The organism is Neisseria sp. WLZKY-1 (assembly GCF_046546535.1).
Taxonomy (GTDB): Bacteria; Pseudomonadota; Gammaproteobacteria; order Burkholderiales; family Neisseriaceae; genus Neisseria.
Window position 1 is genome coordinate 41,397 of sequence record NZ_JBKGTW010000010.1, and the last position, 14,336, is coordinate 55,732.

At 59.3% G+C, this 14,336-nt stretch carries 12 protein-coding genes; 7 read left to right on the forward strand and 5 right to left on the reverse strand.

Annotated elements, in window-relative coordinates:
- Nucleotides 1–23 precede the first annotated feature (23 nt).
- A complete protein-coding gene (locus ACLD9W_RS04680; protein WP_410840928.1) occupies nt 24–365 on the forward strand; it encodes a hypothetical protein in 342 nt (113 codons plus the stop codon).
- Nucleotides 366–452: 87 nt separating this feature from the next.
- Here the strand turns inward: ACLD9W_RS04680 and smc are convergent, their stop codons facing one another.
- Both smc and ACLD9W_RS04690 read right to left on the reverse strand, forming a co-directional pair.
- Nucleotides 453–3,941 (reverse strand): chromosome segregation protein SMC, encoded by a 3,489-nt coding sequence (gene smc, locus ACLD9W_RS04685; protein ID WP_410840929.1) that lies wholly within the window; start codon nt 3,939–3,941, stop codon nt 453–455.
- A 536-nt stretch (nt 3,942–4,477) separates the two neighbouring features.
- Nucleotides 4,478–5,284 carry an inner membrane protein YpjD gene (locus ACLD9W_RS04690; RefSeq protein WP_410840930.1) on the reverse strand — a complete coding sequence of 269 codons (807 nt, stop codon included), beginning with the start codon at nt 5,282–5,284 and terminating at the stop codon, nt 4,478–4,480.
- 108 nt (nt 5,285–5,392) lie between these two features.
- On the opposite strand from ACLD9W_RS04690, the gene ffh reads away from it, so the two are divergent.
- Nucleotides 5,393–6,760, forward strand: a complete 1,368-nt coding sequence (gene ffh, locus ACLD9W_RS04695; RefSeq protein ID WP_410840931.1) for a signal recognition particle protein — start codon at nt 5,393–5,395, stop codon at nt 6,758–6,760.
- A gap of 272 nt (nt 6,761–7,032) precedes the next feature.
- Here the strand turns inward: ffh and ACLD9W_RS04700 are convergent, their stop codons facing one another.
- Both ACLD9W_RS04700 and ACLD9W_RS04705 read right to left on the reverse strand, forming a co-directional pair.
- Nucleotides 7,033–7,716 carry a pseudouridine synthase gene (locus ACLD9W_RS04700; protein WP_410840932.1) on the reverse strand — a complete coding sequence of 228 codons (684 nt, stop codon included), beginning with the start codon at nt 7,714–7,716 and terminating at the stop codon, nt 7,033–7,035.
- A 128-nt stretch (nt 7,717–7,844) separates the two neighbouring features.
- Complete coding sequence (locus ACLD9W_RS04705; protein WP_410840933.1) at nt 7,845–8,531, reverse strand: hypothetical protein; 687 nt, start codon at nt 8,529–8,531, stop codon at nt 7,845–7,847.
- A 70-nt stretch (nt 8,532–8,601) separates the two neighbouring features.
- Between ACLD9W_RS04705 and dnaQ the strand changes: the two genes are divergently transcribed.
- The 5 genes from dnaQ to ACLD9W_RS04730 all read left to right on the forward strand — a co-directional run bounded on the left by dnaQ (nt 8,602) and on the right by ACLD9W_RS04730 (nt 13,695).
- Nucleotides 8,602–9,411: a DNA polymerase III subunit epsilon gene (gene dnaQ / locus ACLD9W_RS04710; protein ID WP_410840934.1), complete on the forward strand. Its 810-nt coding sequence runs from the start codon at nt 8,602–8,604 to the stop codon at nt 9,409–9,411.
- Complete coding sequence (gene ispD / locus ACLD9W_RS04715) at nt 9,408–10,100, forward strand: 2-C-methyl-D-erythritol 4-phosphate cytidylyltransferase (RefSeq protein ID WP_410840935.1); 693 nt, start codon at nt 9,408–9,410, stop codon at nt 10,098–10,100. The genes dnaQ and ispD overlap by 4 nt, the downstream gene beginning before the upstream one ends.
- Before the next feature lie 138 nt (nt 10,101–10,238).
- On the forward strand, nt 10,239–11,618 hold the full coding sequence (gene nhaC, locus ACLD9W_RS04720) for a Na+/H+ antiporter NhaC (protein ID WP_094030858.1): 1,380 nt from the start codon (nt 10,239–10,241) through the stop codon (nt 11,616–11,618).
- 238 nt (nt 11,619–11,856) lie between these two features.
- A complete protein-coding gene (locus ACLD9W_RS04725) occupies nt 11,857–13,287 on the forward strand; it encodes an MFS transporter (RefSeq protein WP_410840936.1) in 1,431 nt (476 codons plus the stop codon).
- 33 nt (nt 13,288–13,320) lie between these two features.
- On the forward strand, nt 13,321–13,695 hold the full coding sequence (locus tag ACLD9W_RS04730) for a hypothetical protein (protein WP_410840937.1): 375 nt from the start codon (nt 13,321–13,323) through the stop codon (nt 13,693–13,695).
- 186 nt (nt 13,696–13,881) lie between these two features.
- Here ACLD9W_RS04730 and ACLD9W_RS04735 read toward each other — a convergent pair whose 3' ends face one another.
- Complete coding sequence (locus ACLD9W_RS04735) at nt 13,882–14,139, reverse strand: hypothetical protein (protein WP_410840938.1); 258 nt, start codon at nt 14,137–14,139, stop codon at nt 13,882–13,884.
- Nucleotides 14,140–14,336 lie beyond the last annotated feature (197 nt).

A 14,336-nucleotide genomic window follows, 5' to 3' on the forward strand; every position in this document is an offset into this window, starting at 1 on the left:
ATAGAGATTATACTTGCTCTGCATTGTTTTCGCTAAGTTTTGTTCAGATTTGTTTACAAAATACGCATGCCAAGGCCTACCCGGGCGAAATCGCCATCACCGAAAACCTCGCCGCCTTCGGCGCAAAAGTCGCCCGCGCCGACGATTGGGACGCGCAATGGCCGGTCGACAAGTTTCAGACGGCCTTCGACAAAATCGCCGCGCAAAACGCCAATGTGAATTTCGTCGCCTTTGCCAAAGGTACGGTGTTCAAAACCGCCGCCGAAGCCAACGCGGGCGGCGCGTCGGGACACACTTCGACATGGAAATACGCCTACAACATCGCGCCGGTGTTGGATTGGGTTTTTAGGCAGAGTAAGGCGTAAGGCCGTCTGAAAGCATAGTCAGATAAAGAAAGGCCGTCTGAAAAACCGAAACGGGGGTTTCAGACGGCCTTTTTGCGTCCATGCGCCCTACGCGCTCTCGGCCATTTTCAGGGCTTCTTGGATATTGACGGCCACGATGCGCGACACGCCTTTTTCCTGCATGGTGACGCCGACGAGCTGTTCGGCCATTTCCATGGTGAGGCGGTTGTGTGAGATGTAGAGGAACTGGGTTTGCGCGCTCATTTCTTTGACGAGCTTGCAGAAACGCGAGGTGTTGGCGTCGTCCAGCGGGGCATCAACTTCGTCCAACAGGCAGAAGGGGGCGGGGTTGAGGCTGAACAGGGCGAACACGAGGCTCATGGCGGTGAGGGCTTTTTCGCCGCCGGAGAGCAGATGAATGGTGGAGTTTTTCTTGCCGGGCGGCCGCGCCATGATGGAGACGCCTGCGGTGAGCAAATCGTCGCCTATCATGTGTAATGTGGCTTCGCCGCCGCCGAAGAGCGTGGGGAAGAAGGTTTGCACTTTTTCGTTGACGGCGTCGAAGGTGGCTTTGAAGCGTTCTTTGGTTTTGCTGTCGATTTGGGCGATGGCTTCTTCCAACAGGGCGATGGCGTTTTGCACGTCTTCGCTCTGGCTGCGGTAGTAGCCGTCGCGCTCGCGGGCTTCTTCGAGCTCTTGCAGGGCGGCGAGGTTGACTGCGCCGAGGGCTTCGATTTGGCGGGCGGTGTCGGCGATTTGGCTGTTTTGGATGTTCAGACGGCCTGCTTCTTTGGCCGACGCTTCGAGTGCGTCCAAATCTGCGCCGCGTTCGGTGAGGTTTTGGTGGAAGCGTTTGGCGTTGAGCAGGGCTTCCTGCTGCTGCAACAGGGCGGTTTGGGTGGCGGCTTGCAGCTGCGGCAGCTTGGTTTGCGCGGCTTGCAGCTGCGCGTATTGTTCGCGGCCTTGTGCCTGCGTGTCGGCCAAGGCGCTTTGCAACTCGGCGTATTCTTCGTCGAGCGTGTGCACGGCTTCGCCCAAGTGTTCGAGCTGAATGTGCTGCTCGTCGCCCTGCATTTCGGTTTCGTAGGCAAGGGCAAGTTCCTGCTGGCGCTCCTGCCATTCTTCGGCCTGCTCTTGCAGGCGCAGGATTTGCGTTTGGTGGTTTTGCTGCTGCTGTTGGATTTTGTGTACGGCCACTTCGGCCAGGCCGTAGCGGCGGTTGGCTTCGTAAAGGGCAAGCTGCGCCTGTTTCAGACGGCCTTGCTGCGCTTGGCGCTCGGTGGCGGCGTGCTGCTGCTGCGTTTCGAGTTCGGCGGCGGCTTCGGCCAGCGTGGCGATGTCGTCTTCGAGGCCGTCTGAACTGTGCGCCAACACGGTGGCTTCTTCTTCGATTTGGGCAAGCTCGCGCTCGATGTGTTCGCGGCGGATTTGGCCTTGGTTGGTGCGGGCGAGCAGCTCGGCGGCGCGTTGTTGGGCGCGGCTGTGTTCGCGGCTGTGCTGTTGCTGTTGCTGCATCAGGCTGCGGTGTTGCGACTCGGCCTCTTCGGCTTCGGTTTGGGCTTGGTTTTGCGCGGTGCGGGCGTGTTCCAACTCGGGCGCGAGGGTGTCCAGCGAGGCGGCGATGTCGTCCAAACGCGCTTTCTGCGCCATCAGGTTTTCCTGTGTGTTGGGGGCGTAAAGCAGCACGCTGACTTTGTCGATTTGGTGGCCTTCGGGCGTGAGCCAGATTTGGCCGCCGCCCAAATCGGATTGGTGCGCGAGGGCGTAATCGAGGCTGGGGGCGCACAACACGCCGTCGAGCCAGTGGTGCAAGGCCGTCTGAAACGGCGGCTGCGCTTGGATTTGGTTGAGCAGGGCTTGCGCGGGCAGGGATTTTTTCACACCGCCGCTGAGGCCGTCTGAAAACCAGGCGGCTGCGCCCTGCGGCAGCGGCGCAGGCGGCGCGAAGCTGTCGGGTACGGCGCGGGCGTGCAGGCGTTCGGCCAACACCGCGCCCAGCGCGTGCTGCCATTCGGGCGGGGCTTGGATGTGCTGCCAAAGCTGCGGCGCGTCGGCGTGGGCGGTGTGCGGCCAGAAGTCGGCGGTTTCCTGCTGCGCCAAAAGCTGCGAGATGGCCTGCTGCTGCGCCTGTAGTGTAATGGACTGCTGTTGCAGGGCTTGGAAACGGGTTGAGGCCGTCTGAAACGCCTGCCGCGCGGTGGTAAGACGTTGTTCGGCATCGGCAATCTGTTCTTCGTAATACTCCTGCTGGCTTTGCAGCAGCGCGGCGGCCTCCTGCGCGGCGGCGGTGTCGGCTTCGTCGGGCAGGTTGAGCGCTTGGCTTTCGGCATTCAGACGGCCTTTGCGCTCCTCATGGCGGCGCAGGGTTTGCTGCGCGTGGGCAAGCTGCTGCTGTTTCAAGGCCAGCTCGCGTTTGAGCCGCGCGGCTTCGTCGTGTTGCGACTGGTAGGCGGCGTTGAGCGCGGCTTGGGCTTCTTCCAGCGCGGGCAGGCTTTCTTCGTGTTCGGCCACCTGCATCGCCAGTTCGGCCAACTCGGTTTGCCGCTCTTCAAACGCCATGTCGTTTTCTTCCATCAAAGCGCGAATCTGCTGCTCTTCCTGGCGGATACGCTGCATCTGCGCCTGCGCCGCCTGCTTGTCGCGCTCGATGCGCTGGTGCAGGTTTTGCCGGTGGCGGATTTGTTCTTCGAGGCGGGCAATCTGTTCGCGCAACACGCCGCGCCGGTTGGCCAAATCGTGTGCGCTCTGCTGCTGCGCCTGCTCGGTTTGCTGCAAATCGCGGATGCCGTCTGAAAGCGTTTGGATTTGTGCGGCGGCCTCGTCCTGCTGCGCCTGCAAAGCCTGATGCTGCGCGGTGGCTTTGTCGGCGGCGGCGAGCGACTGCCGCCATTGGCTGTAATCGAGCAAATCCTGCTGGCGGTTGAGCTGCTCGGTGAGAAAGCGGTAGCGTTCGGCCGTTTCGGCCTGTTTTTCCAGCTTTTCCACCTGCCGCGCCAACTCGTTTTGCAAATCACCCAAGCGTTGCAGATGCTCGCGCGTGTCTTTCAGACGGCCTTCGGTTTCCTTACGCCGCTCCTTATATTTGGACACGCCGGCCGCCTCTTCGATATAGGCGCGAAGTTCCTCCGGCCGCGCTTCGATGATGCGCGAAATCATGCCCTGCTCAATCACCGCATAGCCGCGCGCGCCCACGCCCGTACCCAAAAACAAATCGGTAATATCACGGCGGCGCACGACCTGGTTGTTAATAAAATAAGTCGATTCGCCCTGGCGCGTAAGCTGGCGTTTGATGCTCACCTCGGCATACTGCCCCCACGCGCCCTGCAAGGAGTGGTCGGCGTTGTCAAACACCAATTCCACTGAAGCCCTCGGCGCTGGTCGGCGGGTGGCCGCTCCGTTGAAAATCACGTCCTGCATACTCTCGCCGCGCAGCTGCTTGGCCGAAGCCTCGCCCAATACCCAGCGCACCGCGTCGATTACATTGGATTTGCCGCAGCCGTTGGGCCCGATCACGGCCACCAGCTGGCCGGGCACATGGATTGTGGTCGGGTCGGTAAAAGATTTGAAGCCGGAGAGTTTGATGTGGGTGAGGCGCATGGCGTGAGGCTGTCCCCGCCTGCGCGGGGATAATGTTTCTGAAAAAAGGCGGCATTCTAATGGAAAACGGAAAACGGCGTCATGCGGTTTGCCCGAGGCCGCAGGGCGGGGATTCGCGGCTTTGAAGCTTTGTTTTCAGACGGCCTTCGCGCGAGAAAATCGCAACTACATCCGGTTAGACAGGGTATGGAGCGCACACCGAAAGGCAGACGCAAATCCCGTTTCTTGAAGCATAATCCGCTGAAAAAAATCAAAATACGGCAATTTTCCGCCTTTATTAAAATATCAACGATAAGCGCTCTTGCCATAAAGGTCTTTTATAGATTACATTGCGCTACACAAAGCCAAGTTAACAAAGGCAATAAACAGAAATAGAGAAAACAGGGCACGACCCGATAAAAATCAGGAAGTTTGACCGGCAGGCCGTTTCACAAGAACGGCCTGTTTTATGTGCAGGCCGTCTGAAAAAGACGAAATGAAACGAAGAGGCCGTCTGAAAAGTATTTTTCAGACGGCCTCTTCCGCAACAGGGCATTTCAGCGGTGCAACAGCACTTCCAACACAAACTTGCTGCCCGCGTAGGCCAGCATCAGACTGGCAAAACCGACTATCGTCCACACCGCCGGCCGTTTGCCGCGCCAGGCGGTCATGGCGCGTTTGAGCAGCAGCGCCGCATAGATAAACCACGACAACACGCCGAACAGGTTTTTATGGGTGAAGGTAAACGGCCGCCCGAACACGACCTCGGAAAAAAACGTGCCGCTCACCACCGACGCTGTCAACAGTGCAAAACCCGCCCACATCGCCTGAAACATCATTTTCTCCAAACTCAAAAGCGGCGGCAGAAAAGAACGGGCGGGCGAGAGCGTGTGTTTGTGCAGATCGCGGCTGAGCCACAGAATCAGCACCGCAATCAGCGTGGTGATGCCGAATAGGCTGTATGCCAGCAGCGACGACACAATGTGGAGCATAAACGGCCAGTCGGTCAGGCGGTAAGCCGCCGAGTGGCCGGGAAACAAAACGGCCGCCAGCAAGAGCGCGGCCGACAGGGGATAAAGCAGCAGCTGCAAGCCGCGCAGGCGGTAGAAAAAGCTGCCCGCCAGATACAGCATCAGCATCAGCCACACAATCACCGCCGTAGCATAGCCGAAACCCAAAATCAGCACGCGGTCGTGCAAAACCGGCAGCAGCAGCACCGCGCCGTGCGGCAGCAGGGCGGCGGCCAAAACGGCCAGCTCCCTGCCCAGCGGATAGCCGTCCGCGTTTTTCTTCAGCCGCCAAAACCACACAAAAGCGGCCAAAGCGGCGTAAACAAGCATCAGACAAATCAGCATAATCGGCATGGCGCTCTTTCGGCTGGGCGCGTATCCATCAAACGCGCGGGTTGGTGTAAAATGCGCCGATTTTATCAAACTACACTGTCCGCGTGGCAGCTTACTCAAAGGAAGTCCATGTTAGACAATCTGACCGGCCGCTTTTATTCGGTCTTTAAAAACGTTCGCGGCATCGCCACGCTCAACGAAGAAAACATCAAACCCGCCCTGCGCGAAGTGCGCCTCGCCCTGTTGGAAGCCGACGTCGCCCTGCCCGTGGTGCGCGATTTCGTCGCTTCCGTGAAAGAAAAAGCCGTCGGCCGCGAAATTTCCGACAACCTCACCGCCGAACAGGCCTTCATTACCGTCGTCAACCAGGCGCTCATCGAGCTGATGGGCAAAGAAAACAGCAGGCTGGATTTGTCCGTCGCACCGCCCGCCGTAGTGCTGATGGCCGGTTTGCAGGGCGCGGGCAAAACCACCACCGTCGGCAAACTTGCCCGCCTGATCAAGTCGCAGGACAAAAAGAAAAAAATCCTGCTGGTGTCTGCCGACGTTTACCGCCCCGCAGCCATCGAACAGCTCCGCCTGCTGGCCGAACAGGTGCAGGTCGACTTTTTCCCTTCCGACACCACGCAGCAGCCCGTCGAAATCGCGCAGGCCGCGCTGAACCAAGCCAAGCGCGGTTTCTACGACGTGCTGATGGTAGACACCGCCGGCCGTCTCGCCATCGATCAGGAAATGATGGACGAAATCAAAGCCCTGCACGCCGCGCTTCATCCGACGGAAACGCTGTTTGTCGTTGACGCCATGCTCGGCCAAGACGCCGTCAACACCGCGCAGGCGTTTAACGAAGCCCTGCCGCTGACAGGCGTCGTCCTCACCAAAATGGACGGTGATTCGCGCGGCGGTGCGGCACTTTCCGTGCGCCAGGTGACCGGCAAGCCGATCAAATTCATCGGCGTCGGCGAAAAAATCGACGGCCTCGAAGCCTTCCACCCCGACCGCATCGCCAGCCGCATTTTGGGCATGGGCGACGTGCTCACTTTGGTTGAGGACGTGCAAAAAGGCATAGACGAAGCCGCAGCCGCAGAGATGGCGAAGAAGCTGCGCAAAGGCAAAAGCTTCGACCTCAACGATTTCAAACTGCAAATCCAGCAGATGCGCAATATGGGCGGCTTGGAAAACCTGATGTCGAAAATGCCGGGCGAAATCGGCCGCCTGTCCCAGCAGATTCCCGAAGGCACGGCGGAAAAAGCGATGGGACATGTCGAAGCCATCATCAATTCGATGACGCCGAAAGAGCGCGCCAATCCTGCCCTCATTAAAACCAGCCGCAAGCGCCGCATCGCCGCAGGCGCGGGCACGACTGTTCAGGAAGTGAACAAAATGCTCAACCAATTCGAGCAGTCGCAAAAAATGATGAAAATGTTCAGCGGTAACAATATGCGCAAGCTGATGAGTATGGCCAAAGGCATGAAAGGCGTATTTCCCGGCATGAAATAAGCTGCCTGCCACAGCAAAACCCCGAAGCGGACACGCGCTTCGGGGTTTTGTCTGTCCTATCGGCCAAAACGGCAGGCAAAAAAATACCATCTATACCAAGGGGAAGTATAGATGGCCAAACACATTACGGGGAAAACGTCTTACTCACATGTCTGCCAAAAAGCAAACGTCTGTCAGACGCTTCGCATACTAGCGGCAGCAGCGAGGAGCGCAAACCGCAGATGTACGAGCGGTTGCCGGATGCGGACAAGCGGCAGTCGGCGCAACCGCTGTCACAGAGTAACAAAACGCCATTCCCCTGCCGCTAAATCCTCCGCCGACCATTCGCCGAATTGCAGGCGGTGCAGGCTTTCCACTCTGTTGCCCGCAGCGGCGGCCATGCGTTTGACCTGATGGTATTTGCCTTCGGTAATCGTCAGCAGCAGCGTGTGCGGATCTTCGAGCACGGCGTCGGCAGCCGAAACTGTTTCATTGTCGTCGTGCAGCAGCACGCCGTTTTTCAGCGTTTGGCAGAACGCTTCGTCCGCCGCGTGTTTCAAAACGGCTCGGTACAACTTGGGGACTTTGTGCTTCGGCGAAGTCAGGCGGTGGTTGAATTGTCCGTCGTTGGTAATCAGCAGAACGCCCGTCGTATCCGCATCCAAACGCCCGACAGCCTGCATATCGGTATTGCGCAGCTGGTCGGGAAACAGGGAAAACACGCTCGGATAATCGCGCGGTTTGTGCGAGGTTTCGTAACCGGCGGGCTTGTTGAGCACGATATAGAAATAAGGCAGGGGGATCACCGTTGCCGCTTCGCCGTCAACCGCCAGCGAAGAGACTTCGGCGGGCGAAATTTCGGTTTTTGCGCCGTTGAGAATTTCGCCGTTCACCGCGACGCAGCCGTTTTCAATCAACCAAAGACACTGCTTGCGGCTGCCCAGCCCCTGCGCCTGCAAATATTTGATCAGTTGCATATTCGGATAAGCTTTTTCAGACGGCTTGATTGTGACAGATAAGGCCGTCTGAAAAAAGCCGTACAAAAAAAATCGCCCCTGAGAACAGGGGCGCAAAAGGAACACAAACCACTACCAAAACTTTTACATCAGGCTGCCACCGGAACACGTTGGGCGGCAGGATAAAGGGCGCGTTGCAGAAGATTGGGAGACAGCGCGGAATCGTATTTGCCGCTGATGCTCAAATGACCCTGTTCGGGATCAAGCTCCAACAGACGGCAGTTTTCGTCGAAGTCTGCCTCTCCTCCGCAGCGCCGCTGCAATACGGCGCAGGCTTCGCGGTAAACACATTCTTTGCAGGAAACTTCCCGCGTGCGGCCGACCCAGCTCAGGCGGATATCGGCCTTTTCGTTTTCAATCAGTACAATACCGTTTTGCCTGTCGAGGGCGGGGCACTGTTCGGGCAGAGCGAAATAATAATGGCCGTCGATATGGGCGTACACGCTACTGAATACGGCCGGTTCGCCTTTATCTTTTGCCGGGGATACAGCTAGCCATGAAGAAAAAATCTGCCGGTGCAGCTGTAAAATATCCGGGGCAAAGAGCTTGAACATCGTTTCGGACATTTCCTCCTCCCTGCTTGTCATTACTTGCTTGCGGCAACATCCGTCTGCTTCGATGGGGCGCATATTATCCCAACTCTCTATCAGAATCAAACGATAATTATTGTTGTTATAAAATATATTTCCATTCGATTGAAAAAAAAGGGAATAAAGTTTGTCTGAAAATCCTTTTTTTGTTCGGTTTTCGGGCATTCCAGCCGTCCTGACAGCCAAACAGGCGCCCTTGCGGTAAAATGCGCGGCCGCAGCCGCACCGGCTGCCTGTTTATTTTGAAGGAACAAGCATGGCACGCGAACGCCAAATCATCCTCGACACCGAAACCACCGGCCTCTACCCCGACCGCGGCGACCGCATTCTCGAATTTGCCGGCATCGAAATGCGCAAACGCCAGCTCACCGACAGCACCCTCCATCTCTACATCCACCCCGACCGCGACATCCCCGCCGAAGCGGCGGCGGTGCACGGCATCACCCTCGACGTGCTCGAAGAAAAAAACGCGCCCAAATTCTCCGCCGTCGGCACGCAAATCGCCGATTTTCTGCGCGGCGCCGAACTCATCATCCACAACGCCCGCTTCGATGTCGGCTTTCTCGACATGGAATTCGAGCGCATGGGCTTGCCCACCATCAAAGAACTCGGCTGCGAAGTGACAGACACCCTCGCCATGGCACGCGAAAAATACCCCGGCCAGAAAGCCAGCCTCGACGCCCTGTGTAACCGCCTCGACATCGACCGCAGCAAACGCGTCTACCACGGCGCACTCATCGACTGCGAACTGCTCGCCGAAGTCTACCTTGCCATGACCCGCGAACAGTTCGACCTGGTCGGCGAAAGCAGCGAAACACCGAACGAACAGGCCGCTTCCGCCGCCACACGGCAAGCCGCCAAAACCGAACGTACAGGCCGTCTGAAAGTCATTGCCGCCGACGCTGGCGAACTGGCTGCCCACGCCGCCATCCTCGACGACCTCAACCAAGCCACCGGCGGCCGCTGCATCTGGCAGCCCGCCGCCGAAGCCGCGCAGGAAGCGCCGCCCGAACCCGAAGAGCCGGAAGAAGCCGACCCGGCCGAAGCGCAGGATGAAAGCGCATGAGCCGCCACATCGCCCTCATCCCCGCCGCCGGCGTCGGCGCACGCTTCGGCGCGGGCAAACCCAAACAATATGTCGAAATCAACGGCAAAACCGTGCTGCGCCACACCGTCGACATCTTTCTAAACCACCCGCAAATCGACTACACCGCCGTTATCCTCGCCACCGACGACACCGTTTTTCAGACGGCCTCCGACGACAACCCCGCCAAACTCGGTGTCTTCCGCGTCGGCGGGCAAACCCGCGCCGAAACCGTGCGCAACGGCCTTCACGAACTGGTCTCGCAAGGCATCGCGGCGGCAGACGACAACATCCTCGTCCACGACGCCGCCCGCTGCTGCCTGCCCGCCGCCGCCCTCAGCCGCCTCATCGAACAGGCAGGCGCGGCGGAGCAGGGCGGCATCCTCGCCGTGCCCGTGGCCGACACCCTCAAACGCGCCGACGACGCCAACCGCATCGCCGCCACCATCTCCCGCGCCGCCCTGTGGCAGGCGCAAACCCCCCAGCTTTTTCAGACGGCCTTATTGCAGCGTGCCCTGTCCGCCGCCGATTTGGGCGGCATCACCGACGAAGCCTCCGCCGTCGAAGCCATCGGCATCCGCCCGCTGCTGGTCGAAGGCGACACGCGCAACCTCAAACTCACCCTGCCGCAAGACGAATACCTCGTCCGCCTGCTGTTGCAGGCCGTCTGAACGCCGTCCGCCGCGCAGAAAGGCCGTCTGAAAAAACACAAACCGTGTTTTCAGACGGCCTTTCTTTAAATCATGTAAACATTGCGTCAATACGCTACAATGCGCCGCTGTTCACACTGAAACAAACGGAGCCAAACCGTGTTCGCCTTCAAACCCCTGATCGACATGCCGCGCAAAGAAGCCGCCGCCGTTGCTGCCGTCCTCGTCGCCGCCATGGGCTACAGCATCATCTCCCTGAGCTGGCTGCCGCACATGACCATCATCGCCGCCATCACCGCCTTGGTTGCCTACGGCCTGGCGCGCGGCCTCAAATACGACGACATGCAGCGCGGCATGATTGCCGCCCTCAGCCAGAGCATGGGCGCGGTCTACCTCTTCTTCTTCATCGGCCTGATGGTCAGCGCCCTGATGATGTCCGGCTCGATACCCACCCTGATGTACTACGGCTTCGGTCTTATCTCACCGCAATACTTCTACCTCTCCGCCTTCGTCCTCTCCTCCCTGATCGGCATCAGCATCGGCAGCAGCCTCACCACCTGCGCCACCGTCGGAGTCGCCTTTATCGGCATGGGCGAAGCCTTCCACGCCGATTTGGCCATGACCGCCGGCGCCGTCGTCTCCGGCGCATTCTTCGGCGACAAAATGTCCCCCCTCTCCGACACCACCGGCATCGCCGCCTCCATCGTCGGCATCGACCTCTTCGAACACATCAAAAACATGGCCTACACCACCGTGCCCGCCTGGCTGCTCACCGCCCTCGCCACCGGTTGGCTGCTGCCCGCCGTCGCCGCCGAAAACCTCAACAGCACCGCCATCTTCCGCCAGCAGCTCGAAGCCTCCGGCCTCGTTCACGCCTACGCCCTCATCCCCTTCGCCCTGCTCGTCGTCCTTGCCGTGCGCCGCGTCAACGCCATCGTCGCCATGCTCGCCACCATCCTCGCCGCCCTCGCCCTCACCTACCTGCACAGCAGCCCCGACCTCGCCAAACTCGGCAGCTGGTTCTACGGCGGCTTCAAACTCGAAGGCGACGGCTTCGACCGCATCGCCCGCCTCGTCTCGCGCGGCGGCTTGGAGAGCATGTTCTTCACCCAAACCATCGTCATTCTCGGCCTGAGCCTCGGCGGCCTCCTCTTCACCCTCGGCATCATCCCCAGCCTGCTCGAAGGCATCCGCCGCTTCCTCACCGGCGCCGGCCGCGCCACTGCCTGCGTCGCCGCCACCTCCGTCGGCGTCAACGTCCTGATCGGCGAACAATACCTGAGCATCCTGCTGGCGGGCGAAACCTTCAAACCCGTTTACGACAAACTCGGCCTGCACCCGCGCAACCTGTCGCGCACGCTGGAAGACGCGGGCACCGTTATCAACCCCCTCGTGCCGTGGAGCGTCTGCGGCGTCTTCATCGCCCAAGCCCTCGGCGTGCCCGTCCTCGACTACCTGCCCTACGCCTTCTTCTGCTACCTCAGCCTCGCGCTCACCCTCCTCTTCGGCTGGACGGGGCTGACACTGAGCAAAAAATAAAACGCGCCGCCGCAGGCAGAGCATTGCCGACAACGGCAGCGGAAAAACCGAAGGCCGTCTGAAACCCGAAACAGGGTTTCAGACGGCCTTCCCCCATATAACCGTCGGTTAAACTACCCGCTGCCCAAACGTAGGTTGTGAACGGAGGCCGTCTGAAAATGCGGTATCGGCGGGGTGAGTCAGCCATCCTTCTCCCCATGTTAAAATCCCCGCCTTTTCAAATTCTTAGTCAACCGCCATGCACGTTTCAGATTCAGACGGCCGACAAACCGACGCCGAATACCTTGCCGACCACCCCGACTTCCCCGCCAAAACCATCGTTGCCACATTATTTATCGGCGCGTTTTTCGGTTATCTCAACGACACGCTGCTCAATGTCGCGCTCACGCCGATTATGCGCGACTTCGGCGTGGACAAAACCACGGTGCAGTGGCTGACCACCGGTTTTCTGCTGGTGATGGGCGCGTTTACGCCGATTACGGCGGGGGTGATCCAATGGCTGGACACGCGCCGCATGGTGCTTTTGACGCAGGCGGTGTTTTTAACCGGCTCGCTGGTATGCGCCTTTGCGCCGACTTTCGGCGTATTGGTGGCAGGACGGATGGTGCAGGCGGTGTCGGCGGCGTTTTTCGTGCCGCTCCTATTTAACGGCATTTTGTCGATTTACCCGCCCGCGCGGCGCGGCACGGCGATGGGCGTGATTACCATGATGTTCACCGCCGCGCCCGCGATGGGGCCGACGCTCTCGGGCATCATCATCGACCACACCCATTGGCGCGTGCTGTTTGGCTTTACCGCGCCGTTTATGCTGGCGGCGATGGCGCTGGTGGCGAAGTTTTTAACCGTAAACTTAAGCCGCGTTACCCGCCCGAAAATCGACGCGCTCTCGGCGGTGCTGTCCGTCGCCGGTTTCGGCGGGCTGGTGTACGCCAGCAGCAGCTTTTCCACGCTGCCGATGGCCGAGTTTGTATTGATTAGCGCCGGCTCGGTGTTGCTGGTGGGCTGGTTTGCCCGCAGGCAGTTCCAGCTGGCCACGCCGCTGTTAAACCTGCGCGCTTTCGGCTACGCGCAGTTCCGCTACAGCGTGGTGATACTGGCGGGCGCGGTGTTTCTGTTTTTGGGGCTGGAACTGATGATGCCGATGTACACCCAGCAAGTGCTGCTGCTCACCGGCACCGTCACCGGCCTGATTCTGCTGCCCGCCAGCATCGCGCAGGCCGCCGCCGCGCCGCTGTTCGGCCGTCTGCTCGACAAAAAAGGCGGGCGTTTTGTCGTGTTGCCCGCCACCGTGATGATGGTGGTGTCGCTGGCGGTAATGTGGCTGTTTTTGCGGCTCGACACGCAAACCGCCGCGCTTTCGGCAATGTTTGCCCTGATGGCCGTATCCGTATCCGCCTGCGTTACCGGCGAAACCCACGGCTTAAACGCCCTGCCCAAGCAGCTCAACCCGCACGGCGCGGCGATTATGACCACCATCAACCCGATTGCCGGCGCGCTGGGCGCGGCGTTTTTCGTCGGCGCCACCAATATCGGCGAACAGCTCTCATCCGCCGCCACGCCGCAGGCCAAAATGCTCGACGGCATCCACCTGGCCATGGGCTGCGCCCTGCTGCTGGCGGCGGCGCTGGTGTTTTTCGCTGCCAAGCTACGGGCGCATAAGGCCGTCTGAAACTGCCATTCAAATACTCACAAAGGAAACGATATGGGTAAACTGTGGAAAACCGCCAAATGGCTTTTGGGCACATCCGCCATGTTCGGTGCCTTTGTTTTTGCCGAATGGCTGCGCGACAGCCGGGTGAGCCCGCGTGAATACCTGAACGCCGCCATGATGACGGGTTTTTTCGCAATCAACGGCCTGCCGCTCAAATGGTCGCCACGGCAACGCTTTGCCTTTAATTTCTGCTACTGCTTCTTTCCGCTGCCCGCCGTGTTTTTCTATTTCGGCGAACCGTTTTCATGGGTGCATTATGTTTTCGTGCCCTTGGCCATTGCATCGGCCATGGCGGCCACTGCGACGGCCATGTCCGCCGCAGCACGCGAAGAGTCGGAACGCAAGCGGCAGGCCGGATCGGACTGAAAGGCAGCCTGAAAACATCCGCCCGTTTTCAGGCTGCCTTGGTGTTTATCCAAACCAATTTAATGCGTCTTGCAGCAATTCAATGCGCCAGCTTTCGGTTTTCGTATTATTTGCAGCGGCAAGCAGTAATGTGTAGGCATGCGCCACTTGCCCGCCTGTTAATTCTGTGATGCCGTTAAGAATGTCCTATGCTTCGTGCGCCATTTCAAAGTTGCCTGTAATCAGCCAATGGATTGCCGGATTAAACAATGGCTCGGGCGGGTAGTTTTTCAGCGCGTAAACCAATGTGCCGCGCACATTGGAAAAGGTGGGGTCTTCCATCATGGCCAAAATCAGGGAGTAGACGGTTTGGTCTTGTTGCTTGGCAAGCTGCAAAATCAGCGGAATTTTGTTCCAAACAGAGGCTTGGGGGGTTTGGATAATGGCGATTGGGTCAGTGGGCATGGGTGTTTTTGGCTTTGCTATGCGGGGACTTTAATTGTAATCGGGTTTTAGGGCGTTTTCAGACGGCCTCAACAGTGAGGCCGTCTGAAAGGGTTGAGGCCGTCTGAAAGGGTTGAGGCCGTCTGAAAGGGTTGAGGCCGTCTGAAAGGGTTGAGGCCGTCTGAAAGGGTTGAGGCCGTCTGAAAGGGTTGAGGCCG